This is a genomic window from Halocatena halophila, assembly GCA_027563145.1.
GTDB classification, from domain to species: Archaea; Halobacteriota; Halobacteria; order Halobacteriales; family Haloarculaceae; genus Halocatena; species Halocatena halophila.
In genome coordinates, this window is the sequence record CP071306.1 from 1,644,162 (window position 1) to 1,665,016 (window position 20,855).

At 59.2% G+C, this 20,855-nt stretch carries 23 protein-coding genes and 1 pseudogene; 15 read left to right on the plus strand and 9 right to left on the minus strand.

Annotation, left to right across the window (positions count from 1 at the left end; genetic code table 11):
- Nucleotides 1–10 precede the first annotated feature (10 nt).
- Nucleotides 11–1,297, minus strand: a complete 1,287-nt coding sequence (locus tag JXQ78_RS08785; RefSeq protein WP_330630399.1) for an amidohydrolase — start codon at nucleotides 1,295–1,297, stop codon at nucleotides 11–13.
- A gap of 90 nt (nucleotides 1,298–1,387) precedes the next feature.
- On the opposite strand from JXQ78_RS08785, the gene hisG reads away from it, so the two are divergent.
- Complete coding sequence (gene hisG / locus JXQ78_RS08790) at nucleotides 1,388–2,233, plus strand: ATP phosphoribosyltransferase (protein WP_330630400.1); 846 nt, start codon at nucleotides 1,388–1,390, stop codon at nucleotides 2,231–2,233.
- Between the two features lie 2 nt (nucleotides 2,234–2,235).
- On the opposite strand, the gene JXQ78_RS08795 is transcribed toward hisG, so the two are convergent.
- The 3 genes from JXQ78_RS08795 to JXQ78_RS08805 all read right to left on the minus strand — a co-directional run bounded on the left by JXQ78_RS08795 (nucleotide 2,236) and on the right by JXQ78_RS08805 (nucleotide 3,779).
- Nucleotides 2,236–2,751: a hypothetical protein gene (locus JXQ78_RS08795; RefSeq protein ID WP_330630401.1), complete on the minus strand. Its 516-nt coding sequence runs from the start codon at nucleotides 2,749–2,751 to the stop codon at nucleotides 2,236–2,238.
- Between the two features lie 61 nt (nucleotides 2,752–2,812).
- Nucleotides 2,813–3,175 carry a DUF7473 family protein gene (locus JXQ78_RS08800; protein WP_330630402.1) on the minus strand — a complete coding sequence of 121 codons (363 nt, stop codon included), beginning with the start codon at nucleotides 3,173–3,175 and terminating at the stop codon, nucleotides 2,813–2,815.
- A gap of 43 nt (nucleotides 3,176–3,218) precedes the next feature.
- Nucleotides 3,219–3,779 (minus strand): TATA-box-binding protein, encoded by a 561-nt coding sequence (locus JXQ78_RS08805; protein ID WP_330630403.1) that lies wholly within the window; start codon nucleotides 3,777–3,779, stop codon nucleotides 3,219–3,221.
- Between the two features lie 102 nt (nucleotides 3,780–3,881).
- Here JXQ78_RS08805 and JXQ78_RS08810 point away from each other — a divergent pair, with 102 nt between their 5' ends.
- The 4 genes from JXQ78_RS08810 (at nucleotide 3,882) to aspS (ending at nucleotide 7,246) form a co-directional block, all read left to right on the plus strand.
- Complete coding sequence (locus JXQ78_RS08810) at nucleotides 3,882–4,868, plus strand: methyltransferase domain-containing protein (protein WP_407934012.1); 987 nt, start codon at nucleotides 3,882–3,884, stop codon at nucleotides 4,866–4,868.
- Between the two features lie 61 nt (nucleotides 4,869–4,929).
- On the plus strand, nucleotides 4,930–5,073 hold the full coding sequence (locus JXQ78_RS08815; protein ID WP_330630404.1) for a rubrerythrin-like domain-containing protein: 144 nt from the start codon (nucleotides 4,930–4,932) through the stop codon (nucleotides 5,071–5,073).
- 80 nt (nucleotides 5,074–5,153) lie between these two features.
- Complete coding sequence (locus JXQ78_RS08820) at nucleotides 5,154–5,861, plus strand: phosphoglycerol geranylgeranyltransferase (protein WP_330630405.1); 708 nt, start codon at nucleotides 5,154–5,156, stop codon at nucleotides 5,859–5,861.
- A gap of 80 nt (nucleotides 5,862–5,941) precedes the next feature.
- Nucleotides 5,942–7,246, plus strand: coding sequence for an aspartate--tRNA(Asn) ligase (aspS, locus tag JXQ78_RS08825; protein WP_330630406.1), 1,305 nt, complete (start codon nucleotides 5,942–5,944; stop codon nucleotides 7,244–7,246).
- A gap of 126 nt (nucleotides 7,247–7,372) precedes the next feature.
- Here aspS and JXQ78_RS08830 read toward each other — a convergent pair whose 3' ends face one another.
- The 3 genes from JXQ78_RS08830 to JXQ78_RS08840 form a co-directional block, all read right to left on the minus strand.
- Nucleotides 7,373–7,903 carry a hypothetical protein gene (locus JXQ78_RS08830; RefSeq protein WP_330630407.1) on the minus strand — a complete coding sequence of 177 codons (531 nt, stop codon included), beginning with the start codon at nucleotides 7,901–7,903 and terminating at the stop codon, nucleotides 7,373–7,375.
- A complete protein-coding gene (locus JXQ78_RS08835) occupies nucleotides 7,900–8,202 on the minus strand; it encodes a UPF0175 family protein (protein WP_330630408.1) in 303 nt (100 codons plus the stop codon). The genes JXQ78_RS08830 and JXQ78_RS08835 overlap by 4 nt, the downstream gene beginning before the upstream one ends.
- Nucleotides 8,203–8,364: 162 nt before the next feature.
- Nucleotides 8,365–8,505, minus strand: coding sequence for a hypothetical protein (locus tag JXQ78_RS08840; RefSeq protein WP_330630409.1), 141 nt, complete (start codon nucleotides 8,503–8,505; stop codon nucleotides 8,365–8,367).
- Between the two features lie 103 nt (nucleotides 8,506–8,608).
- Here JXQ78_RS08840 and JXQ78_RS08845 point away from each other — a divergent pair, with 103 nt between their 5' ends.
- The 8 genes and pseudogenes from JXQ78_RS08845 (at nucleotide 8,609) to JXQ78_RS08880 (ending at nucleotide 16,500) form a co-directional block, all read left to right on the plus strand.
- A complete protein-coding gene (locus tag JXQ78_RS08845) occupies nucleotides 8,609–9,433 on the plus strand; it encodes a pantoate kinase (RefSeq protein ID WP_330630410.1) in 825 nt (274 codons plus the stop codon).
- 36 nt (nucleotides 9,434–9,469) lie between these two features.
- The gene (locus JXQ78_RS08850) at nucleotides 9,470–10,213 is read left to right on the plus strand and encodes a 4-phosphopantoate--beta-alanine ligase (protein WP_330630411.1); all 744 of its coding nucleotides are present in this window, start codon (nucleotides 9,470–9,472) and stop codon (nucleotides 10,211–10,213) included.
- A gap of 106 nt (nucleotides 10,214–10,319) precedes the next feature.
- Nucleotides 10,320–12,056, plus strand: a complete 1,737-nt coding sequence (locus tag JXQ78_RS08855) for an alkaline phosphatase D family protein (protein ID WP_330630412.1) — start codon at nucleotides 10,320–10,322, stop codon at nucleotides 12,054–12,056.
- Between the two features lie 144 nt (nucleotides 12,057–12,200).
- Nucleotides 12,201–13,109 (plus strand): transcription initiation factor IIB, encoded by a 909-nt coding sequence (locus JXQ78_RS08860; RefSeq protein WP_330630413.1) that lies wholly within the window; start codon nucleotides 12,201–12,203, stop codon nucleotides 13,107–13,109.
- Nucleotides 13,110–13,220: 111 nt separating this feature from the next.
- Nucleotides 13,221–14,153, plus strand: coding sequence for a sulfide-dependent adenosine diphosphate thiazole synthase (locus tag JXQ78_RS08865; RefSeq protein WP_330630414.1), 933 nt, complete (start codon nucleotides 13,221–13,223; stop codon nucleotides 14,151–14,153).
- Nucleotides 14,154–14,161: 8 nt separating this feature from the next.
- Nucleotides 14,162–14,929 carry a DUF7001 family protein gene (locus JXQ78_RS08870; RefSeq protein ID WP_407934013.1) on the plus strand — a complete coding sequence of 256 codons (768 nt, stop codon included), beginning with the start codon at nucleotides 14,162–14,164 and terminating at the stop codon, nucleotides 14,927–14,929.
- An 87-nt stretch (nucleotides 14,930–15,016) separates the two neighbouring features.
- Complete coding sequence (locus JXQ78_RS08875; protein ID WP_330630415.1) at nucleotides 15,017–16,036, plus strand: hypothetical protein; 1,020 nt, start codon at nucleotides 15,017–15,019, stop codon at nucleotides 16,034–16,036.
- 151 nt (nucleotides 16,037–16,187) lie between these two features.
- Nucleotides 16,188–16,500 (plus strand): annotated as a pseudogene (locus tag JXQ78_RS08880) (UPF0175 family protein).
- Nucleotides 16,501–16,590: 90 nt separating this feature from the next.
- Here JXQ78_RS08880 and hmgA read toward each other — a convergent pair.
- Nucleotides 16,591–17,802 (minus strand): hydroxymethylglutaryl-CoA reductase (NADPH), encoded by a 1,212-nt coding sequence (gene hmgA, locus JXQ78_RS08885; protein ID WP_330630416.1) that lies wholly within the window; start codon nucleotides 17,800–17,802, stop codon nucleotides 16,591–16,593.
- Between the two features lie 100 nt (nucleotides 17,803–17,902).
- On the opposite strand from hmgA, the gene JXQ78_RS08890 reads away from it, so the two are divergent.
- Nucleotides 17,903–19,438 carry an amidohydrolase gene (locus tag JXQ78_RS08890; protein ID WP_330630417.1) on the plus strand — a complete coding sequence of 512 codons (1,536 nt, stop codon included), beginning with the start codon at nucleotides 17,903–17,905 and terminating at the stop codon, nucleotides 19,436–19,438.
- A 35-nt stretch (nucleotides 19,439–19,473) separates the two neighbouring features.
- On the opposite strand, the gene JXQ78_RS08895 is transcribed toward JXQ78_RS08890, so the two are convergent.
- Nucleotides 19,474–20,031 carry an HD domain-containing protein gene (locus tag JXQ78_RS08895; protein WP_330630418.1) on the minus strand — a complete coding sequence of 186 codons (558 nt, stop codon included), beginning with the start codon at nucleotides 20,029–20,031 and terminating at the stop codon, nucleotides 19,474–19,476.
- 129 nt (nucleotides 20,032–20,160) lie between these two features.
- Here JXQ78_RS08895 and JXQ78_RS08900 point away from each other — a divergent pair, with 129 nt between their 5' ends.
- Nucleotides 20,161–20,847 carry a helix-turn-helix domain-containing protein gene (locus tag JXQ78_RS08900; RefSeq protein ID WP_330630419.1) on the plus strand — a complete coding sequence of 229 codons (687 nt, stop codon included), beginning with the start codon at nucleotides 20,161–20,163 and terminating at the stop codon, nucleotides 20,845–20,847.
- The last annotated feature ends 8 nt before the right edge of the window (nucleotides 20,848–20,855 follow it).

Here is a 20,855-nt window from a genome sequence, read left to right on the forward strand (position 1 = left end):
GTTCGGTTGATCAGGCGACTCGTTCGAATAGATCCCGTGCGTGCTGATTGGCCGAGGCTCTAATGTCGGCTTCATCGAGCGTCAACAACTCGCGGTCTTCCATGAGCACCTTGCCATCACAGATCGTGTGGCGCACGTCAGCGCCAGTGGTGGCGTAGACGAGATGGCTGATGAGGTCCGTCTGTGGCGTCAGATGCAACGCGGAGAGATCAACCACCGCGAGATCGGCTGGCGCGTTGGGCTCAATTCGACCGCTGTCAAAGCCACAACAGGCTGCGCTTCCCTCGGTCGCCATCCGGAAGACGGTCGATGCTGGGACTGCGCTCGCATCATCAGCCTGTAGTTTGCCAAGCATCGCCGCATCGCGCATCTCATCGAACATGTCGAGATCGTTGTTCGAAGCGGCACCGTCCGTTCCAAGACCGACGGTAACGCCGCCATCGAGCATCGATTGAACGGGAGCCATTCCGCTTGCGAGTTTCATGTTCGAGGCCGGACAATGAACCACGCCAGTCTCCGTTTCGGCGAGCGTTTCGATTTCGGCATCGTCGAGATGAACGCCGTGGGCAACGAAATCCGTCGGTTCGAGCAAGCCGTGTTCGCGAGCGAACGTTGCCGGGGACACGTTGTGGTTCTCGATGACCGGCGTCACCTCCGCTGTCGTTTCGCTCATGTGGAAATGGACGGGACAGTCGAGCTGGCGGGCGCGAGCACTGAGACGCTCGATCGAATCGGGCGCCACCGTCGTCAAACTGTGGGGCATGATCGCCGTCGAAATCCGATCGCTACTGAGCGATTCGGCGACTTCGATGCCGGTCGTAACATCGACATCCCGTTCGGCCTCGGATTTTCCGACCGTGACGACGCCGTGGCCAAGGCGCGCACGAAGTCCCGCCGTCTCGACGACATCCGCGATCGTCGGCACCTCGAAATACATATCACAGAACGCAGTCGTCCCCGAGCGAATCATTTCTGCGACGCCCAGCCTGGCTCCTGTGGCCACATCTGACGGCGTCATTGCGCCCTCTGCCGGCCAGATGTCCTCACGAAGCCAGGACTCCAGTGGCTTATCGTCAGCATAGCCACGCAACAGCGTCATTGCGACGTGTGAGTGGGCGTTGATCAGTCCCGGAATCACGAGCGAGTCGGACGCATCGAGCGTCTCATCGGCGCGCTCGCCGGCGGCTGGCTCGACGGCAAGGATCGTTCCGTCCTCCTGATCGATGAGCACGTCTGCGCGTTCGATCGAGTGGTTCGGTCGCAACACCTGCCCGCCAGTGAGTCCGAGCGTCGTCATTGGTGTCGATTCCTGACGGTTCGTCCTCAATCCATCGGATCCGACCCAGAATGCAAACACCAATGGGTCACGGCCGTGCACCCTCCAACGATGCGCGTAGCCGTGCCCAACAAGGGACGATTGCACGATCCGACCGTCGAGCTGCTCGAACGGGCGGGGCTCCAGCTGGTCGACGGTGCGGACCGCAAGCTGTACGCCGACACGGTCGATCCGGAGATCACCGTTTTGCTCGCTCGTGCGGCCGACATTCCCGCCTACGTCGAAGACGGTGCTGCAGCGGTTGGCATTACTGGTCTCGACCAGGCAAGAGAAGCAGACGCCGAGCTCGTCGAACTGCTCGAGCTGGGCTATGGGCAGTGTGAGCTCGTGCTCGCCGCGCCCGAAGCAAGCGCGATCTCGACGGTGGCCGATCTCGAGGGGAAAACGGTGGCCACCGAGTTTCCACGCGTCACCCGCCGATTTTTCACAGATCGAGGCGTCGAGCCAACCATCGTTGAGGTGTCAGGAGCCACCGAACTCACTCCACACGTCGACATTGCCGATGCGATCGTCGACATCACCTCGACCGGAACGACGCTTCGGATGAACAAGCTCGAAATCGTCGAGCCCGTCCTTGAGAGCTCCGTCAGGCTGTTCGGGCGGGCAGACGCGGCCAACAAACCGAAGGTGCAACAGCTCCGCACCGCCCTGCAGTCAGTGCTCGCCGCGGCCGATAAGCGGTATCTCATGATGAACGTCCCCGAAGCCGAACTCGAGACGATCCGGGCGGTGATCCCTGGGATGGGCGGTCCAACCGTGATGAACATCGCCGGCGAGGATGACGTTGCCGTCCACGCTGTGGTCGATGAAGAGCAGGTGTTCGAAACGATCGCCAAGCTCCGGAGTCATGGCGCACACGACATCCTCGTCACCGAAATAGAACGGCTGGTGGAGTGAGCTCAGCTCACCATCGACCGAATCCATGCACCAATTCCGAATAACACGCCAACGACAACGATCAAGCCGACCACCGGAATGGCACCAACGATGACGATCACTACAGATCCAACGATCGCTGTCGAGATGTCGGACGACTCGCCTGACGTGAGCGTCGTGCCCACAAGCAGGGCGATGAGCGCAAGCCCAGGGAGATATATGAAAAGCAGATACGCGAGTGCCAACACAAACGCAAGCGGTGCGAGCACCATCGAAAACACGAACAGAAAGCCAAACGCCACCAGCACGCCGACCACAACACCCCATATCAACTGCTGAAACGGTCGGGTTCTGATCGCTTCGAGCGACTGCTCCGTCCGAGACGGAAACCCTTTCGCGAGCAGCACCGAGACGAGCAGGAGAACGATCCCCTGACCAATAATCCACAGAGGAGCGAGTATACCGATCTCGGACGGTAACGAACGAAGCTGCAATCCGACAGCACTCGTGAGGGAGGTCGCAGTTACTGCAAGGACCATGCCAGCAGATGGAGTTCAATGCGCAAGAATGTGTGGGACGGCGAGCTGTTTGCGAGGGGCCTCAGAGTCCAGCCAGCGAGCTGAGATTGAACAGCGCCACGCCGAGAATCGTGGCAATGGTGAAATGTGCAACCAGGAGGACTGCAGTCCCGCGTCGTTCCAGTCGATACACCATGTGGATCGCCACGGCATCACCGAGGAGAACAGCGAGAATGATGAGCGGCGATCGAACGACAGAAAACAGCATCGAGATCACTGCCGGAACGATGCCGACGGCAGCCGCTCTCTGGTGTGGAGTCTCGCCGAGCACATAGAGCACACCGAGATGCAACGTGATCGCATAGTAGCCCCACCCGAGCAGAAATGTCACCAGATACGCTATGAAGCTACCACCGGGAGGCGCAGTCTGGATCACGATAGTCATAGATCGGATTCGTGTCGACGCTATTTTTCCTCTGCGACTTCCGTCAGTCGAGAAGGCCGAGTTCCGAGAGCCGAGAGACGATCTTATCGACCGCTTCCTCGGCATCCTTGGGCTGTTTGCCACCAGTGATGACGAGCTTGCCCGAACCGAACAACAGCGCAACCACGTCGGGATTGTCGAGCCGGTAGACCAGTCCCGGGAACTGCTCGGGTTCGTACTCGATGTTCTCAAGACCGAGACCGATCGCAATCGCATTCAGATTCAGCGTCCGACCGAGATCGGCACTCGTAACGATGTTCTGCACGACGATCTCCGGGTCGTCGTCGACCTGAATGTTGAGATCACGAAGCTTATCGAAAACAATGCGGAGGCTTTCGTGAACGTCGTCGGTGGATTTCGCACCAGTGCAAACGATTTTCCCAGAACGGAAGATCAGCGCCGCAGACTTTGGACTCTGCGTCCGGTAAACCAGCCCAGGGAACTGCTCGGGGTCGTAATCTGCACCCTCCAGATCCATTGCCACGCTCTGGAGGTCGAGTTCCTGACCGATGCCCGTAGACGCCACGACGTTCTCGATATTGATGGTTTCCTTTGGATCTGTCATCGCTCGACTTAAAGAACGTATTTAAGGCTTATAAAGGTACGGGGGTTGGATCGATCACTCCGTTCTGCGAGGGATCGGTGTACTCATTGGGAGTGGGCGGCGATGGGAGGTGTGTACGTCCTGGAACTGGCGGGGGAAGACGATGCGTTCGCCGCATACGAGGCCCAGAGTCACGGGAGTGACGTGACGGTCGTCGCGCCGGGCATTGGGATGGCGTCAGCGATCGATCGGGTGGAGACGCTCGCGTACACGCGACGTGCGAGCAAGCTGCTCGGCCAGACGTCGGCATCAATCGACGCAGCCGAATCGGTGCTTGCTGCAGAGCAGATCGACCGACAGGGAACGGTCGCCGTCCGCGCCCGCGACGTGCGATCGACCGCGGGGGTTGACACCCAACGAGCAGAGCGACAGCTCGGTGCGATCCTGGTCGATCGGGGATACGCCGTCGATCTGGACGCCCCCGATCACGAGCTCCGGGTGTTATTTTCCGACGACAGCTGTCTGCTGGGCTGGTTCGATCGCTCCAGCGTTCGTGATTTCGGCGAGCGAAAGCCGACGGACCGGCCGTTTTTCCAGCCCGGAAGCATGGAGCCGTTGCTCGCACGAGCGCTCGTCAACATCGCTGGGGCAGCTCCCGGTCAACGCATTCTCGATCCGATGTGTGGCACCGGTGGCCTGCTCATCGAAGGGGCACTCTGTGGCGCTACTGTTGTTGGACTGGACGTTCAACACTCGATGGCGGCCGGGACGCGAAAAAACGTTGAATGGGCAGCCGATGTGAACGCAACTACCATCACAGGATCGGCGAGTGATCTCCCGTTCGAAGACGATTCGTTCGATGGCGTCGTGTTCGATGCGCCGTATGGGCGTCAATCGAAGATCGTCGACGACGAACGATCGACTGACAGGGATCTCGAACGGCTCGTTAGCCAGACACTCGCCGAAGTACGACGAATCGCTCCACGGGTCGTGCTCGTTGCCGATCGACAATGGAACGAGCAGGCAACTGATGCCGGCTGGTCGATCGAGCGAACGTTCACACGGCGGGTACACGCCTCACTGGATCGGCATATTCTCGTTCTGGAGTGAGCAACCCGGAGTAGTGTGTGTCGTGGTAACACTTATATGTGTAGGTGTACTGTTATAAACCATGCCACACGATCCCGCCCCATCGGGGAGTCCGTACTACGAATGCATCGACTGTGGACGCCGTGAGCACCAACAACCGGACGGTCGGCTCTGTTCAAGCTGTGGGGGGTATCTCCAGAATATCGGAGTCCCGCGCCAGCAGTAGCACCGCGTGTGTGGATCGTGGGCACCGTCGTGGCTTTTCGTTTCGAAGCGGTTTAGTTCGGTGGTCGGGTGCGGGGGCATATGCAGCCGTGGAACGGGTGGGATCACATCGTAAAGATCGATCCCGATAAGACGCTTCTTGGCGGCGAGTCAGTCGCAGATGTTGCCAAAACGGGCACCGACGCCGTCATGGTCGGGGGGACGATGGGGATGACAGAAACGAAGATGCAAAAGGTGATCGAGGCGTGTAGCGACCTCTCGGTCCCAGTGTACATCGAACCAAGCGGCGCTGGCGTCGTCGTTCACTCCGATGTGCTAGACGGCTATACCATTCCGATCGTGATGAACGCCGGTGAGGTTTCCTGGCTAACGGGGATGCACAAAGAGTGGGTGCGTCTCGATCCGGAGATCGACTGGGACCGAACCGTCACCGAGGCGTACATCGTGTTGAATCCGGATTCTTCCGTCGCGACACTGACGGAGGCTAACTGTTCGCTCAGTGCCGATGAAGTCGGAGCCTACGCGACGGTCGCCGAGCAGCTGTACAACCAGGAGATCGTCTACGTCGAGTACTCCGGAACGCTCGGTGATCCAGAGCTCGTGGCGGCTGCCCACGACGCGCTGGACGAAGCCACGCTGTTCTACGGCGGCGGGATTCACGATTACGACTCCGCGTACACGATGGGACAGCATGCTGATACGATCATCGTTGGCGATCTGATTCACGATGCGGGGATCGAGGCGGTGGCAGAGACCATCCGTGGCGTGAAAGACGCACATTCTGACTGAGGTGTCGGTCAGTCGACGCCGACCAGTGTCGGGCGGGAGAAAAGAACCGAGTTTAAGACGACCGACCGTGCAGTGTCGGTATGGACGATCGAACACACACAGCAGACGCCGAGCCGGGCGAGCGTGTCACCGTTGCGGGATGGGTGCACGAGGTCCGCGATCTCGGTGGTATCGCCTTTTTGATTCTTCGCGATCGCACGGGAAAGATTCAGGTCAAGTTTGCGACCGACGAGATGGACGACGAACTCGTTGATGCGGGGACGAACGCGTCCAGAGAGAGCGTTCTCAGCGTGACTGGCACCGTTGAAGAGGAACCACGGGCACCAACGGGCGTCGAGGTCGTTCCTGAATCGGTCGAGCTATTGGCCCCGGCAGAACCGGAGCTGCCGCTCGATCCGTCGGGAAAAGTCGATGCTGATCTCTCAACGCGGCTGGACAACCGGACGCTTGACGTGCGGGCGGGCGAGAGCAAGGCAATCTTTGAGATCCGGGCAGAGATCCTGCGTGCCGTTCGGGAGTATTTCCGTTCGGTCGGGTGTACGGAGATCAACACGCCGAAAATCGTTGCGACGGGCACCGAGGGTGGAACGGAACTGTTCCCGTTGACCTACTTCGGCCAGGAGGCGTTCATGAACCAGTCGCCACAGCTGTTCAAGCAGCTGATGGTCGGCTCCGGACTCGAGCGGGTGTTCGAGGTCGGCCCAATCTTCCGGGCTGAAGAGCACAACACGCCGCGCCATCTCAACGAGGCGACAATGATCGACTTCGAGAGCGCCTTTATCGACCACAACGAGGCGATGGATGTCTGTGAGGGCACACTGCTTGCAGCGTACGAAGCGGTCGCCGAGAACTGCCAGGAGCAGCTCGAGGTGCTCGGCTATGGCGATTCGTTTGCAGTGCCGGACGCCGGGTTCCCACGGCTCACCTACGAGGAGGCGATCGAACGGATCAACGCGACCGGCGAGCTCGAAGAGCAACTCCTCTGGGGCGACGACCTCCCGACCGAGGGCGAGAAGGCGCTCGGCGCGGACGTTGGTGGCCACTACTTCATCACCGACTGGCCGAGCGAGATCAAGCCGTTCTACATCCAGGATCGCGACGACGATCCACAGCTCTCGAAGGGATTCGATCTCATGCATCCCGAGATGGAGCTCGTCTCCGGTGGACAGCGTGAGCATCGCTACGATGCGCTCGTGGAAGGCTTCGAACAGCAGGGCCTCGATCCTGAAGCGTTCGAGTACTACACCAAGATGTTCAAATACGGCATGCCACCGCACGCCGGCTGGGCGTACGGCGTCGAGCGGCTCGTGATGACGATGCTCGGTCTGGGCAACATCCGCGAGGCCGTGTTGTTCCCACGGGATCGACAGCGGCTCTCGCCCTGATTGCCTCTCTCACACATAAAGACCCACCCAGAACTGCGTAGGAGTTCTGGTTGGCGGACGAGAGCTTCGCTCTCATGACCTGTAGCACACGCGACCGCCTAATTATGCACAGCGACTGAAACTTCATCACTCTGACCGGCAAGCTTCTGCAGCCTCAATGATGAGTCGGCGAGCCGTTACACGGAGTTCGCCCGTCATATGTAGGCCGTTCGCGTCAAGACGTTGGAGGAGGTCAAGCGCCTGGTCGTGATCGTAGCCTTCCTCGACAGCACGGACAAGCACACCGATAGTTCCAGTGATAGTCGCCCCAAGCCCCTCCGTGACAGTCCGGACACGACGATCGTCGGAGACCACTGCAACTGATTCATCGTGGCCGATATGAAACAGCACACAAGCAAGCAATTGGACGTCACCGATGACGACAGTTGTATCGAGGATAGATTGGGCTCGACTAACGTGGGATTCCTCTGCAGGCATGGTCTGGACGACGGTTTCCGATTCAAAAAATCGGTGACAGTTCGTCTCAGCAGGTTCCGTCGAAATCTCCGACTGGACCGCAGGAACGACAACAGGAGTTCCGTTAAATGTTTCGAGAAGGTTCAGCGATCCGACCGTCCCTAGGGCGATGAGCGTGGTCGCATCCAGATATATATTCATAGTTCCCGAGCAGCTTCAACATCAGATTCCAGCTCTTCGGGAGAAAGCTGGCTCGTGAGATTATTCTCGCGTGCGATCGAGAGCCACTTTCCCAGACTGACATCGGCAATCTCGGCCGCCTGTTTCACGGAAATCTCTCCAGATTGATACCGCTTGATTGCTACACGAACTCGAAGATCGGTGAGTCCCTCTGAAAGGGCTTTCCGGATCGTCGTGCTCCGGTCTTCATCGAGGAGCACTGCAACTTCATCAAGTGCCTCTTTTTCACTGTCTGAGAGCCGAGCACTTATTGTTGCCATGTGTACGTTGTAATACGACGTAGACAGTAATATAGCTGTCGCCGAATTGAACGGGATCCAAAACAACACAATTGACACCATTAAAACAAATAACAAAATGAACTCGTGATGGCCCACAACCAGATTCAGACGGGGTGATCGGTGCGAGTCGATCGAAGCCAGTCAACCGGTATCCCGATCGTTTTGGAGTACTCTGTAGGTTTCGAACAGTTTGTATGGGATGTAGACGATCGCAATCAAAAGCACTGCATACAGGAGCACGATGAGCATCTCTGGGCCACCAGGGACTTGCAATTGGATCATGTTCGTGGTAATTCTTTCCAGAAAATTGCGTTTTTCCCCACCCCAAATGGAGATGATCCCCAAACGGTCAGGTTCAAGGCGAGGACTCACCGAGTGAGACTCGATGGCGAGGGGACCAGAGGCGTTCGTGCCGGGCCACGTAACGGGATTTTTCAGCACACACCCGGCCAACGACGCCGTTCGTGCCGGCTCACGCGGCGCGGGTGTTGCACTGTCAGATGGCGTTACCGTCAGTGCAAGCGACGGCGAGCAGCGCTCGCTCACGCTGAACGGCGAAACCGTCTCGATGGCGGCCGTTGATGGCGTGCTGGACCGACTCGGGGTAGACGCACGGATCGAGGCCGAAACGTCGCTCCCGATCAGCGCCGGCTTTGGCGTCTCCGGTGCGTGTGCGCTCGGAACGGCACTCACGGCGAGCGCATTCACCGGGACGAACCGAACGGAGCGCGAGCTGGTGGCGATTGCCCACGCAGCGGAGGTCGACGCTGGCACCGGACTGGGTGATGTGGTGGGCCAGGCCTACGGCGGCGTTCCGATCCGACTCGAACCCGGTGGCCCACCGCATGGAACGGTCGATGGGCTCATCGAACGTCGCCGGATCGAGTACGTCTCCTTTGGCGAGCTCGACACCGCCGAAATCATCACTGGCGACACGGACGTGCTCTCACGGGCTGGCGAGCAAGCACTCGAACGACTCCGAGAAAATCCCACGATCGAGCGGTTCATGGATCAGTCCCGGCAGTTCGCACGCGAGGCCGAACTGCTCACCGCACAGATCGACAGCGTGATCGAGCGCGTCGAAGACGCTGGTGGCACGGCAACGATGGCGATGCTCGGCGAATCCGTCTTCGCGCTCGACGACGGGCTGACGGCTGCCGGTTTTGACGCCAGACACTGCTCAATTGCCACCGGTGCCCACCGACGATAACGCAAGGCTTTTTTGAATCTCCGATAACCACGACGCATGACCGAGATCGACGTGCCGGAGAGCCACCCACGCTACGAATCGTTGCTCATCCGGCACCGAATCGAGCGGGGGGTCAAAGCGGGGATTGCCAGCCCCCAGGGGCTGATCGCACACGGTCGCGGAGAGGCGTTCGATTACTTGCTTGGAGAACAAACGATTCAATCCGCTGACGAGGCTGCCCGAGCCGCTGGGGCACAGCTGTTGCTCGCTCGACATCCGGTGCTGTCGGTCAACGGCAACGTGGCATCGATCGTCCCGGAGGAGTTCATCGAACTCGCATCCGTCACCGGTGCTGATCTCGAGGCGAATCTGTTCAACCGGACGGACGAACGAATCCAGCGAATCGTCGACCATCTCAAAGCACACGGCGCAGAGACCGTCAAAGGAACTGCCGCCGACGAGCGGATTCCTGGATTGGACCACGAACGCGCGAAGGTGGACGCCGACGGCATCTACGACGCCGACGTGGTGCTCGTCCCACTCGAAGACGGCGATCGGGCAAGCGCCCTCGCCGAGATGGGAAAGACGGAGATCGTCATCGATCTGAACCCACTTTCGCGCTCGCCACAGGCTGCAGCCATTCCGATCGTCGATAACGTCATCCGGGCCGTCCCCAACATCACCGAGCACGCACGTGCGCTCGCCGACGCAGATGAATCGGAGCTGCAAGCAATCGTCGAGTCGTTCGATCCGGACGACGCACTCGAGGACGCTGAACGGACGATTCGGACCGAGTCCTGACGCCACGATTCTCTCGTTGTGAGAAGAGAGCAGATAGTATTGTTATTTACAGATATATACTAACTATTAGCAACTTTATTGTATTTTTATTCAACAGATAAGGTCGATGGAGCGCCGTGAGGACAGCGCCACCGAGCCGTCGAATCGCCCGATAAACCGCCGCGCCTTTCTCCAGGGAGCAGCTTCGTCGGCACTCGTTGGGGGACTGGTAGACGCGTTGAGCCAGCGCGCGATCGCACAGCCCGCCGGAACGAGCCCCAGAGACGAACCGTTCGCCACGACCGGAGGCGACGCGGGAACTGTTTTTCCCCAGTCTATCGCCAGCGGCGGTCCCACGCCGTCGGGAGTGTTGTTGTGGACACGGCTCTCGCCGTCGATCGCCGAGGAGGGCCATTCACTTGGTGTCGAAGTCGCAACCGACGAATCATTCGGAGCGGATACTCTGGTGTATCGTGGCGTTGTGGACGAGTCGGTTGGGCCTGCGAGTGACCACACCGTCACGATCGATCTCGACGGGATACTCGAATCCGATCGATTCTACCACTATCGGTTCGTCTACGACGGTGTCGCAAGCGAGACGGGTCGATGTCGGACGCTCCCCGAGTATGACGCGAGCCCCGATCGGCTCACACTGGCCGTGTTGACCTGTCAGGACTACCAGAACGGCTACTACCCTGCGTACCACCACCTCGCAAACACCGATGTAGACTATCTGCTGCATCTGGGCGATTTTATCTACGAGGCAGCCGACGGGCGGTATCGATCGCCATCAAGTCCCGCATTCGAAGACCGACAGCTGTCGTTGCCCAGTGGAAACTCACTTGCCACCACGCTGGAAGATTTCCGGTATTTGCACCGAACGTACCGGAGCGATCAGCACTTACAGAGTGCCCTGGAACGACACACACTCATCGCCGGCTGGGACGACCATGAGATAGCAAACAACCGCTACTGGGACGACCAGACGGGGGCACCGGTGTTGCCACCGCACGAAAATGGCGACGATCCAGCGTTCGCCACGGAGGTGACCGTCAATGGGATTCAGGCCTGGGTGGAGTTTATGCCAGAGCGGGTGGAGTACGATCCGTCTGCGAACGAACTCCACGAACGACTCCAGCTCTGGCGACGGTTCGAATTCGGCGATCTTGCCGAGTGGATGATCACTGACGAACGGCTGTACCGAGACGCCCAGCCGTGTCCGGATGCAACCATTACCTGCCGGACAGAGGAGCGAGCCGACCGGACGATGCTCGGAGCTGCGCAAAAAGCCTGGTTCAAAACGATCCTCGAAGAATCCGATGCCCGCTGGACAGTGTGGGCCAATGAAGTGCTAACGATGCCGTTAACGGCCGGTGATGGTGCAAACCAGATCGAGTTTCTCCACGACTCGTGGGACGGCTATCAGGCAGAGCGCGCGGAACTGCTAGCGCACGTCGAAGACAGCAGCGTTCGGAACTTCATCTCTGTGACCGGTGATCTCCACGCGGCGATGGCTGGCTATCAGCAGGCCGGATACGGCGAGGTGTCGTGGGATTTCGATCGTGTTGGTGTCGAACTGATGGCACCACCGGTGACGAGCGCCAACGCCGCCGATGTCATCGATTTTCCCAGTGACTGGGATCAAGCACTGCTTGAGGAAATCGCCAGAGACCACAACGAGCATCTGGCGTATCTCGACTGGTACGCCCACGGCTACGCGATCCTCGACCTCGAGCGCGACCGAGCGACCTGGTCGGTCTATGGGGTCGATAAGAACACCAACGACACGGAGAACCCACCTGAGTTGCTCGCAAGCTACGAGATTCCCGACGGAGCGATCGAACTGCACCGGCAAGACGGGTGATTCGGTCGACCCTGGGCCACACGCCGTCCACCAAACGACGGCGTCTATCGACCCAGGACAGTCAATTGCCCAATAATTACTGAAATTGTTAAAAATTGCTAGGGAATGCTTTTGTGAGATAGGAATGTAGACTGTCTAAATCAGATGAGTGGTATCACAACTCGTTCGACGTGTCCACAGTGTGAGGGGCGAGTAACCGAAGATCCAAAACGCGGCGAATACGCCTGTTCAGACTGTGGAACCATCGTACAGGAGGACGTGGTCGATCGTGGTCCGGAGTGGAAGGCGTACAGTGTCGAAGAAAATGATCGTCGATCTCGAGTGGGCGCACCGACCACACAGATCAGACATGACAAAGGTTTATCAACAAAGATAGGTAGTCAAAGATTTGATGCGAATGGGAACGCGCTGTCTTCGAAAAAGCGCTCTCAGATTGCACGCTTGCGGACGTGGAACAACCGCTGTCAAGCGTACAACGGCCCCGAGCGAACGCTCAAACAGGGACTGGTCGAAATCAATCGGATGGCCAGCGCGCTTGGGCTCCCAAAATCCACGAGAGAGACGGCCAGTGTGATCTACCGTCGGGCGCTGTCGTGCGACGTTGTCCGTGGGCGATCGATCGAAGGTGTTGCCACCGGGGCGTTGTACGCTGCCACCCGACAGGAGGGAATCCCCCGAACGCTGGACGAAATGGCAGGGGTCTCCCGAGTCGAATACGGACGGATTGGACGCGATTACCGGGAGATCACCAGTCAGCTTGGACTCTCGTTCGAACCAACCGATCCGACGGCCTACATTCCTCGATTTGCGTCCAAGCTGGGCTGTGACGACGGCGTCCGCCGTCGGGCAACGGCAATGTGCGAGCTCGTCGCCGGAACCGCATTCACCTCCGGAAAGAGTCCGGTCGGCGTCGCAGCCGCAGCGTTGTACGCCGCCGGCCAGCACACCGGACGCCGAATCACCCAGCGTGAAGTCTCGAACGTGGCTGACGTTTCGTGTATGACCATTCGGTGTCAGTATCAGGAGATCATCGACCGCTTTGAAACACAGTGATTGTGATCCCTACCGAGCTGCTGAGCAGTCTATCATTGTTTTTTATGGTGTCGTTTCCTCTGTATGAAAAATCGAAACATCCATCACCACTCGGCAATACCACCGAGTTGTATGTCCGACTCAGAGTTCGGCTCATTCAGTGATGTTGGCGAAGCAGACGTGACGCGGGCGATCGGTCAGGAGTGGACCGACGAGTTCATGGACTTTTCCGACAGCGACGTGATCATCATCGGTGGGGGACCATCGGGGTTGATGGCGGCGACGGAGCTCGCCTCGCGCGGTGTAAAGACGATGATCGTCGAGAAGAACAACTACCTGGGTGGTGGATTCTGGCTCGGTGGCTTTTTGATGAACAAGGTGACGGTTCGATCGCCGGCCGAGGCCGTGTTCGACGAGTTCGACGTGGATTACAAACCGGCCGCAGAAAGCGACGGGCTCTACGTCGCCAACGGGCCACACGCCTGTTCTGCGATGATCAAGGCGGCGTGTGACGCCGGTGCAAAAATCCAGAACATGACGGAGTTTACTGATATCGTCATTCGAGAAGACCACCGGATCGGCGGGATCGTGATGAACTGGACGCCAGTCCACGCGCTGCCGCGAGAGCTCACCTGTGTTGACCCGATTGCGGTCGAATCGAAGCTCGTCATCGATGCGACTGGTCACGACGCGATGGCCATCAAAAAGCTCGACCAGCGTGGCGTGCTAAACGCCCCGGGAATTGAGAGTGCAAAATCCAACTCCGGAATGGACCAGACCGAGGACGGTCAGTACGGCGCTCCAGGGCACGATTCGCCCGGCCACGACTCGATGTGGGTTGGCAAGAGCGAGGACGCCGTCGTCGAGCACACTGGACTGGCACACGACGGGCTCATCGTGACGGGAATGGCCGTTGCAACCACGTACGGTCTTCCACGAATGGGCCCGACGTTCGGTGCCATGTTGCTCTCGGGCAAACGTGCAGCGCAGGTTGCACTCGACGAACTCGGTGTTGACGCCGAACCCGTCGAGCTCAAATCAAACGCGGCCCCTGCTGACGACTAGGTCCCACAATGGTGACAGCACTGTCGCTGTATCGAGCACCCACGACCGTCGCAGATAGCGACGCGATCGCTGACTGGCTCGCGCCAAGAATTGCACCCAGCGTCAGTGTGCGTGACCGATTTTGCTCCCGACACGGTGACGATGAGCTGGCGCGGGCGTTCGCCAGGGCGCGGGTGAACGGCCCGTACGATCGCTCCACCGGCTCGGAGATGTTCGGTATCATCCGCTATGAAGAGCGCGCGCTCGAAACCCCCGATCGGGCAGGTGGCGTTCTCTACGACGGACGTGCGATCCAGGACGCGCTCCGGGAGCGGTTGCCGGACGGTGAACGCGGACTGTCCAATGTGCATATCATTCTCATCGATCGCGTGCTCGGAACGTGGGGCGACCACGACGGGCGCTGGCACAAGCGCGTCTCGATCCTCGGCCAGCCAACGCTCATCTCCGTTCCCGGACTGTACGAAGCGCCCGCCAAACCCGAACAATACTACAAAGCACAACAGCGCCACGCGCTCATCTCCGGCGACACACCCCCACGCGAGGTGCTCGAAACCGAAATTGAAGGCGAGTTCCTGATCGAAGACGACCCGCGGACGACCGACGCGCTCTGTGGCTACGCGCTGAGTGCGTTCCACTTTCTCGACACCGGCACAGCCTTTTGTGACGTCGGACACTGTCGGCTGGCTGACCGACACCGCCATCCAGGCGTGATCGAAGCACAGCTCCGTGACCCCGAGTTCTGTGTGGACCACGCCGAGCTGTACGACATCGATTGATTTTCGCTGACGTTTTCTGGTTCATTTACCGACCTCATCTCAAAATCGAAGAATTCTTATAGATATTTCCAGAGACATACCAATTGGATGTCTGATGAGATGAGAGAAGCGGGAGGGATTAATCGGCGGTCAATGCTACGATCACTGGCGATAGCCGGAGCCAGTACGGGCGCAGTGAGTTCGATGGCGAGTTCCAGCGCCACAGCAGAAGGGACGGTTACTGACTGGGACGCGCAGACGTTGTATCAGGTTGGTGATACGGTGCGTCATGAGGGGGCGATCTGGGAGGCAACGATCAACTCGAGAAACGCTGTTCCATCCGATTCATCGGTGTACTGGGAGCGGATTTCGGACGGCAGTGATGGCGGTTCGTGCACGAAGCCACCAGAAAATGGAACGGAAACAGAGCCCGATCCAACCCCTGTTCAGGGGACCTTCGAAATCGCTGTCTGGCTTTCGGAAGGCCTTACCAGCTGGTCACAGAGCAATTTCGGTGATCCGTGGCGGGCCCAGCAACGGACGAAGACGGCGATCGAGGAGGCCTTCGCACGATCGCACGTTCCATACGCTGTAGACGTGACGTTGCCGAGTATTGCTGTCCCGGCCGTGGAGGTCGGACCGTTTGACTCGTTCACCGGTCCACAAATCGACGGCACTGGCCAGACGACCTACGAGCATCCCCTGGATTTCTACACGGAGTGGCTGCGCTCCGACAGAAAACCGGGCGAGCCAGTACCCCACTCGAATCTCGTCCTTTTCGACGGCGGGGGCGGGGGGCTCAGCTGGGTTGGATCGAACGTGGGCACCTATGCCGGCGGGCGATCGATAGCACGACTCGGTGAGGAGTACGTTCCATTCGCGGCGGAGGGGGTCGGCGATCGCTCCGGTCTCGTTGGAGCACTCCACGAGATCGGCCACAATCTGATCGTTGGTGAACCCACACACCACGATCTGGCCGGGCTGCACGAACGGCCAGAAGGGACAATGAAAACGGTGATGGGTTCGTCCGGGACCGAAAACTACTGTGGCGACCCAGCGCCTACAGAGGCCGACGGTCGGGAGCTGACCTACTCACGCTGTGCTGTGAGTCACTTCAAAGACGTGTAGGTCGACTCGGCCCCTGCTATCCGGATTTCTAAAAAACCATCTGACTCAGCAGCCTTCTATGCAGTTTTTATCATTTTCTGTCCTCGCCAAAATTCAAATACTGTATGAAGTCCATAGCTTGAGTGAAGGCATGTCCTGAACCACTGCTACTATTCCGGACGATCTCACCGATCTACTGGAGGGAGCTGTTAGAGCGGGAATCTTCGAAAACAAAAGCGACGCGATCCGTCATGTTCTCCGTGAGTATTTCACCGAGAATCAGAACGCACGGGTTGCAGCTGCGGTGTCGCTGTATTCCACAGGTGACAGTACCCTTGGCACGGCTTGCCGGCGTCAATCGATTCGAGATGCGAAACATACTCCGAGAAGAAAGTGTTGAACTGCGTTTCGGTCCAGAAGATATGGAGACGGCTAGAGATGAAATTGAATCAGCCCGCAACAGTGACGTGTTTCGCAAAGAGTGAAACGTCAGTTGCGTTCTCTAGCAGTCAAGCGCATCGACGTACTACAATACAGTTGAATAGATCGAATGTCCGCTCAGGCCAGGTCAGTGACTACCGCCCGAGTTCTTCGTGCGCCGACGCAAGATTGTCCGAGGCGAGCGCGCCGAGCAGCGAGAGTTCGCCCGCGAGCACGCCCGTGGCGATGACTTCTGCGAGCGCGTCCGCGTTGGCACCCGCAGGATCGCCACCACCAGCCACACCCAGCAGTTCCAGTCCTTCGGACTGAGTCGGGAGCTTCGTTCCGCCGCCGACCGTTCCCACGTCGAGACTGGCAATCGTCACGCTGGCGTAGAGATCGCCGTCGCGAACGTCGACGCTGGTGATTGTGTTCGCGCCTTCGACGACCTGTGCGGGATCCTGGCCCGTGGCGAGAAAGACCGCGGCAATCACATTGGCCGCATGCGCATTGAAACCGAGACTGCCGGCACGTGCGCTGCCGAGCAGGTTCTTTCTGGTGTTCGCCTCCTCGATCGCCCCTGGAGTCGTATCGAAGCGGTCGGCGACCTGCGATGCCGTGAGCTGAACGTCTGCTGCCACGGTTCGACCGCGTCCCTCGATGAGATTGATCGCCGCGGGTTTCTTATCCGAACAGAGATTGCCACTGAGTGCGACGAGGTCAGCCGTGGTTTCGGCCTCGATCAGCTCACAGGCGGCCTGTGTGGCGATCGTGGCCATGTTCATCCCCATGGCGTCTTTCGTGTCGTAGGCAAACCGCAAGAAGACCGAATCACCGACGACGTACGGGCGAATGTCAAGCAGTTTCCCGTGATTCGTCGTCGCCTCGGCAGCGTCGGCGAGCGCGTCGAAGTTCTCGTCTACCCACTCGGCGAGCGCGCTCGCCGCATGGACGTTTTCCACCCGAAAGACAGGGGCTCGAGTCATCTTCGAATCGAGCACGTGTGCGTTTGCACCGCCCGCCGTCTGGATCGCCGAACAGCCACGGTTGATCGAAGCGACGAGCGCGCCCTCGGTCGTCGCCAGCGGCAGATAACTGGTGCCTGACGCGCTCGAACCGTCGATGGCAACCGGGCCGGCAACGCCGACCGGAATCTGAACGGCACCAACCATGTTTTCGATCGCCGACTGGACCACATCGGCGTCGAAAGTGAACGAACCGACGGCCGAAAGGTCAGCATTAGTTGTCGATTCGAGCAGTTCCCGCCGGGCAGCGGCGGCGGTGTCGGGGTCGGTCTGCGCTTCGAGTTCGTGCAGGGCAATCTCACCCGCAGAAACACGTTCGGCGAGCGCCGATGGCGTGGTCATGCCATCCAATCGGCAGTCAATCGACTAAGACCCGTTGGTAGCAAGGCGAAACAACAGGGAGTCCAGTCGATATTTTGCGTTGGGACCGTTGGCTACGGTCATGACCGACCCCGCAGGATTGGTGCTGACCAATGGACGCATTCACAGCCTGACAGAGCCGGATGAAATCCACGAGGCTATTGCGATTCGTGACGGCGAAATCATCAGAGTCGGATCGAGTTACGAGATCAACTTTCTCCGTGGAGCGACGACGGACGTGCTGGATCTCGATGGTGCAGTCGTACTGCCGGGATTCATCGATGCACACACACATCTCGAACAGCTCGGTCGGCGGCTCGTCCAGGCTGATCTCTCCGGGACCGACGACATCGCCGACGCGATCGACCGGCTCAATGAAGAGCGTGAGCGGACAGATTCGGGCTGGATCTGTGGCTATGGCTACGACGAGACCGAGTGGGACGAGCGACGACGGCTCACGATGGCAGATCTGGATCAGGTGAGTGTGGATCGGCCCGTGGTCGCATTTCGGGAGGACCTTCACACGGGATCGCTGAATTCGGTGGCGTTCGATCAGTTTGCCAATGAATTCCCCGAACACGACGTTCATCGTGAAAACGGCGACCCAACTGGCGTCGTTGTCGAGGATGCGCTGAACGTGATTCACGAGGCGACGACACCGGACGCGACTGCAATGCGCTCGTTGATCGAGGCCGCCCGTGATCGCGCTCACGAACTCGGAATTACCGGCGTTCACGATTTTGTCAGGAATTCCACCGCTCCACAGGTGTATCGGGCGCTCGATCTCGCGGATGCGCTGAATCTCCGGGTGCGGATCAACTACTGGAGCGACCATCTCGATGCGTTGATCGAACTCGGCGAGCGCACAAATTACGGCTCGGAGTTTGTTCGGACAGGTGCAATAAAATCCTTCGCCGACGGCAGTTTCGGTGGACGGACCGCCAAGCTTTCCGAACCGTACGAGGATGGTGACACCGGACAATGGGTCACCGCCCCCAACGAACTCGAAGGGCTGATCGAACGAGCCGACGCAAGTGGATTTCAGTACGCCGTGCACGCGATTGGCGATGTGGCAATCGAAACCGTGCTCGATCGGTTCGAGAGGACTGAAGATCCCGCTGGCGCGCGCCACCGGATCGAACACGCTGAACTGCTCACGGCGGAGCTGATCGATGCGATCGCACAGAGCGGCGTGGTCGTCTCTGCGCAACCCAACTTCCTGAAATGGGCCCGCGAGGGCGGCCTGTACGAGGACTGTCTCGGTGTCGATCGCACGGCACGAACGAACCAGTTCCGTCGGCTGCTCGATGCGGGCGTCGTGCTCGCCTTTGGGAGCGATTGCATGCCGATGAATCCGCTGTTTGGCGTCCAGCAGGCTGTCACCGCGCCACATGAACGTCAACGACTCACCGTCACGGAGGCACTTCGGGCCTACACCACTGGTGGAGCCCACGCTGGCTTTGCTGCGGATCGTCTGGGGACGATCAAGGCGGGAAAACGAGCCGATCTGGTCGTTCTCAATGGATCACCGTGGGACGTACCAGTTGAAGTGATCGCCGATATTGGTGTGACCCACACGATCGTGGATGGAAACGTCGTGTTCGAACGAGAGAGGTAACCGTCGAGGAGCCCTTCGACGGTGGAATGGCCGGGTTATGTCGTGTTGTAATCCGTGTCAGCCTGTGCACGAATTGCAGCCGCTGCGACGGCATCGGCCTGTCGGACGACCGTCGCTTCAAGCGTCGCCGGCTCGATATTCGTTCGATGCGTGTGTGAGAGGACGATATGTGCGAGTTCGACCGGCAATTCGGCTGCCGCGATCACAGACACCCCATAGTACGGATGACCGAGCAGAGTACCAATGGTGGTCGCTTCCATCCCGTCGAACTCATAGAGCTTGCTGACATCGTGGAGCAGCGCGCCAGCGATCACAGTATCGACCGAGAGTGTCACTGACCGACGTTCCTTGAGCGTCGCAACGAGAGCAAGCGCCCCCTGTGTCACGTCTCGAATGTGGGGGACGAGCCGTTCGTTGGACAGATCGAGCGACCGCTGAACCGGTGGGAACCATGGCACGGCTTCGATGTCGGCGATAGCATTGTCAGTCATCGCGATGGCCCACGCCTCGCGAACACTATCGCGAAGCTCGCTGTTCTCGATGGATGCCAGTTCGGGGAACGCTCGTTCGATCGCCTCGTAATGCTGGTCCATGATTCATTGCAGTTGCCGAACGACCGTATCTATTCGCTGCTCGTGTTTGAGAACGCAGATCGATGGAACAATCGAAGAAGCAGAGAGATCGATCGAACGGCAAATTCGTGTGGCAGCCGTTGATCGGACATGGAACTGTTCGCCGAGTTCGACATCAGTTGTCCGGCGTTGCCACTGGTGGACGTTGCCCGGGCAGTTCCCGAAGCGACGATCCAACTGAAAATGCAGTACAACCACGGCCGGCGGCCGCCGTTCGTGGTGACGGTTACCCACGACGACCAGCCAGCGGTCGAACGAGCGTTCGAGACGAGTGAGTTCGTCGATCGATCGGTTCATCTCGGGACGGCTGGCGAAACCAGCCGCTATCAGATCGAACCCGCCCGTAGCGAAACCGAACAACTGAGTAGGAAAATCGACGATCTCGATGGACTCAGAGCACTGGCCAGCGCCAACGCGACGATCGAACGCATCGAGGTGACACCCACGGGCTGGCGTCAATCTGGCTGGTTCGCCGACCGGAAAACCGTCGAAGCATTCGTCTCGTTCTGGAACCGCGAGGGTGCGATTAGTGTCCAACGACTCACTCCAATTGAGGAGGCCGCCACAGCCGGCGACGGGCTGACCGATCCCCAGCACGAAGCGTTGCGGGTCGCCTACGAACGCGGCTACTTTGCGGTGCCACGCGAGACGACGCTCGAAGCGATCGCCGCAGAACTGGATATTGCGCCATCATCATGCTCCGAGCGGCTCCGTCGTGCACAAAAACACCTGCTCGAAACGACCATCGGAACGAGCTGGCCACCACTCCCCCGGTAAAAAAGCCC

What these genes read in the sequence shown, in the direction of transcription:
- JXQ78_RS08785 (WP_330630399.1), bottom strand. Translation starts at nt 1,297, where the DNA reads ATGACGACGCTCGGACTCACTGGCGGGCAGGTGTTGCGACCGAACCAC.
- hisG (WP_330630400.1), top strand. Translation starts at nt 1,388, where the DNA reads ATGCGCGTAGCCGTGCCCAACAAGGGACGATTGCACGATCCGACCGTC.
- JXQ78_RS08795 (WP_330630401.1), bottom strand. Translation starts at nt 2,751, where the DNA reads ATGGTCCTTGCAGTAACTGCGACCTCCCTCACGAGTGCTGTCGGATTG.
- JXQ78_RS08800 (WP_330630402.1), bottom strand. Translation starts at nt 3,175, where the DNA reads ATGACTATCGTGATCCAGACTGCGCCTCCCGGTGGTAGCTTCATAGCG.
- JXQ78_RS08805 (WP_330630403.1), bottom strand. Translation starts at nt 3,779, where the DNA reads ATGACAGATCCAAAGGAAACCATCAATATCGAGAACGTCGTGGCGTCT.
- JXQ78_RS08810 (WP_407934012.1), top strand. Translation starts at nt 3,882, where the DNA reads ATGGGAGGTGTGTACGTCCTGGAACTGGCGGGGGAAGACGATGCGTTC.
- JXQ78_RS08815 (WP_330630404.1), top strand. Translation starts at nt 4,930, where the DNA reads ATGCCACACGATCCCGCCCCATCGGGGAGTCCGTACTACGAATGCATC.
- JXQ78_RS08820 (WP_330630405.1), top strand. Translation starts at nt 5,154, where the DNA reads ATGCAGCCGTGGAACGGGTGGGATCACATCGTAAAGATCGATCCCGAT.
- aspS (WP_330630406.1), top strand. Translation starts at nt 5,942, where the DNA reads ATGGACGATCGAACACACACAGCAGACGCCGAGCCGGGCGAGCGTGTC.
- JXQ78_RS08830 (WP_330630407.1), bottom strand. Translation starts at nt 7,903, where the DNA reads ATGAATATATATCTGGATGCGACCACGCTCATCGCCCTAGGGACGGTC.
- JXQ78_RS08835 (WP_330630408.1), bottom strand. Translation starts at nt 8,202, where the DNA reads ATGGCAACAATAAGTGCTCGGCTCTCAGACAGTGAAAAAGAGGCACTT.
- JXQ78_RS08840 (WP_330630409.1), bottom strand. Translation starts at nt 8,505, where the DNA reads ATGATCCAATTGCAAGTCCCTGGTGGCCCAGAGATGCTCATCGTGCTC.
- JXQ78_RS08845 (WP_330630410.1), top strand. Translation starts at nt 8,609, where the DNA reads ATGGCGAGGGGACCAGAGGCGTTCGTGCCGGGCCACGTAACGGGATTT.
- JXQ78_RS08850 (WP_330630411.1), top strand. Translation starts at nt 9,470, where the DNA reads ATGACCGAGATCGACGTGCCGGAGAGCCACCCACGCTACGAATCGTTG.
- JXQ78_RS08855 (WP_330630412.1), top strand. Translation starts at nt 10,320, where the DNA reads ATGGAGCGCCGTGAGGACAGCGCCACCGAGCCGTCGAATCGCCCGATA.
- JXQ78_RS08860 (WP_330630413.1), top strand. Translation starts at nt 12,201, where the DNA reads ATGAGTGGTATCACAACTCGTTCGACGTGTCCACAGTGTGAGGGGCGA.
- JXQ78_RS08865 (WP_330630414.1), top strand. Translation starts at nt 13,221, where the DNA reads ATGTCCGACTCAGAGTTCGGCTCATTCAGTGATGTTGGCGAAGCAGAC.
- JXQ78_RS08870 (WP_407934013.1), top strand. Translation starts at nt 14,162, where the DNA reads ATGGTGACAGCACTGTCGCTGTATCGAGCACCCACGACCGTCGCAGAT.
- JXQ78_RS08875 (WP_330630415.1), top strand. Translation starts at nt 15,017, where the DNA reads ATGTCTGATGAGATGAGAGAAGCGGGAGGGATTAATCGGCGGTCAATG.
- hmgA (WP_330630416.1), bottom strand. Translation starts at nt 17,802, where the DNA reads ATGACCACGCCATCGGCGCTCGCCGAACGTGTTTCTGCGGGTGAGATT.
- JXQ78_RS08890 (WP_330630417.1), top strand. Translation starts at nt 17,903, where the DNA reads ATGACCGACCCCGCAGGATTGGTGCTGACCAATGGACGCATTCACAGC.
- JXQ78_RS08895 (WP_330630418.1), bottom strand. Translation starts at nt 20,031, where the DNA reads ATGGACCAGCATTACGAGGCGATCGAACGAGCGTTCCCCGAACTGGCA.
- JXQ78_RS08900 (WP_330630419.1), top strand. Translation starts at nt 20,161, where the DNA reads ATGGAACTGTTCGCCGAGTTCGACATCAGTTGTCCGGCGTTGCCACTG.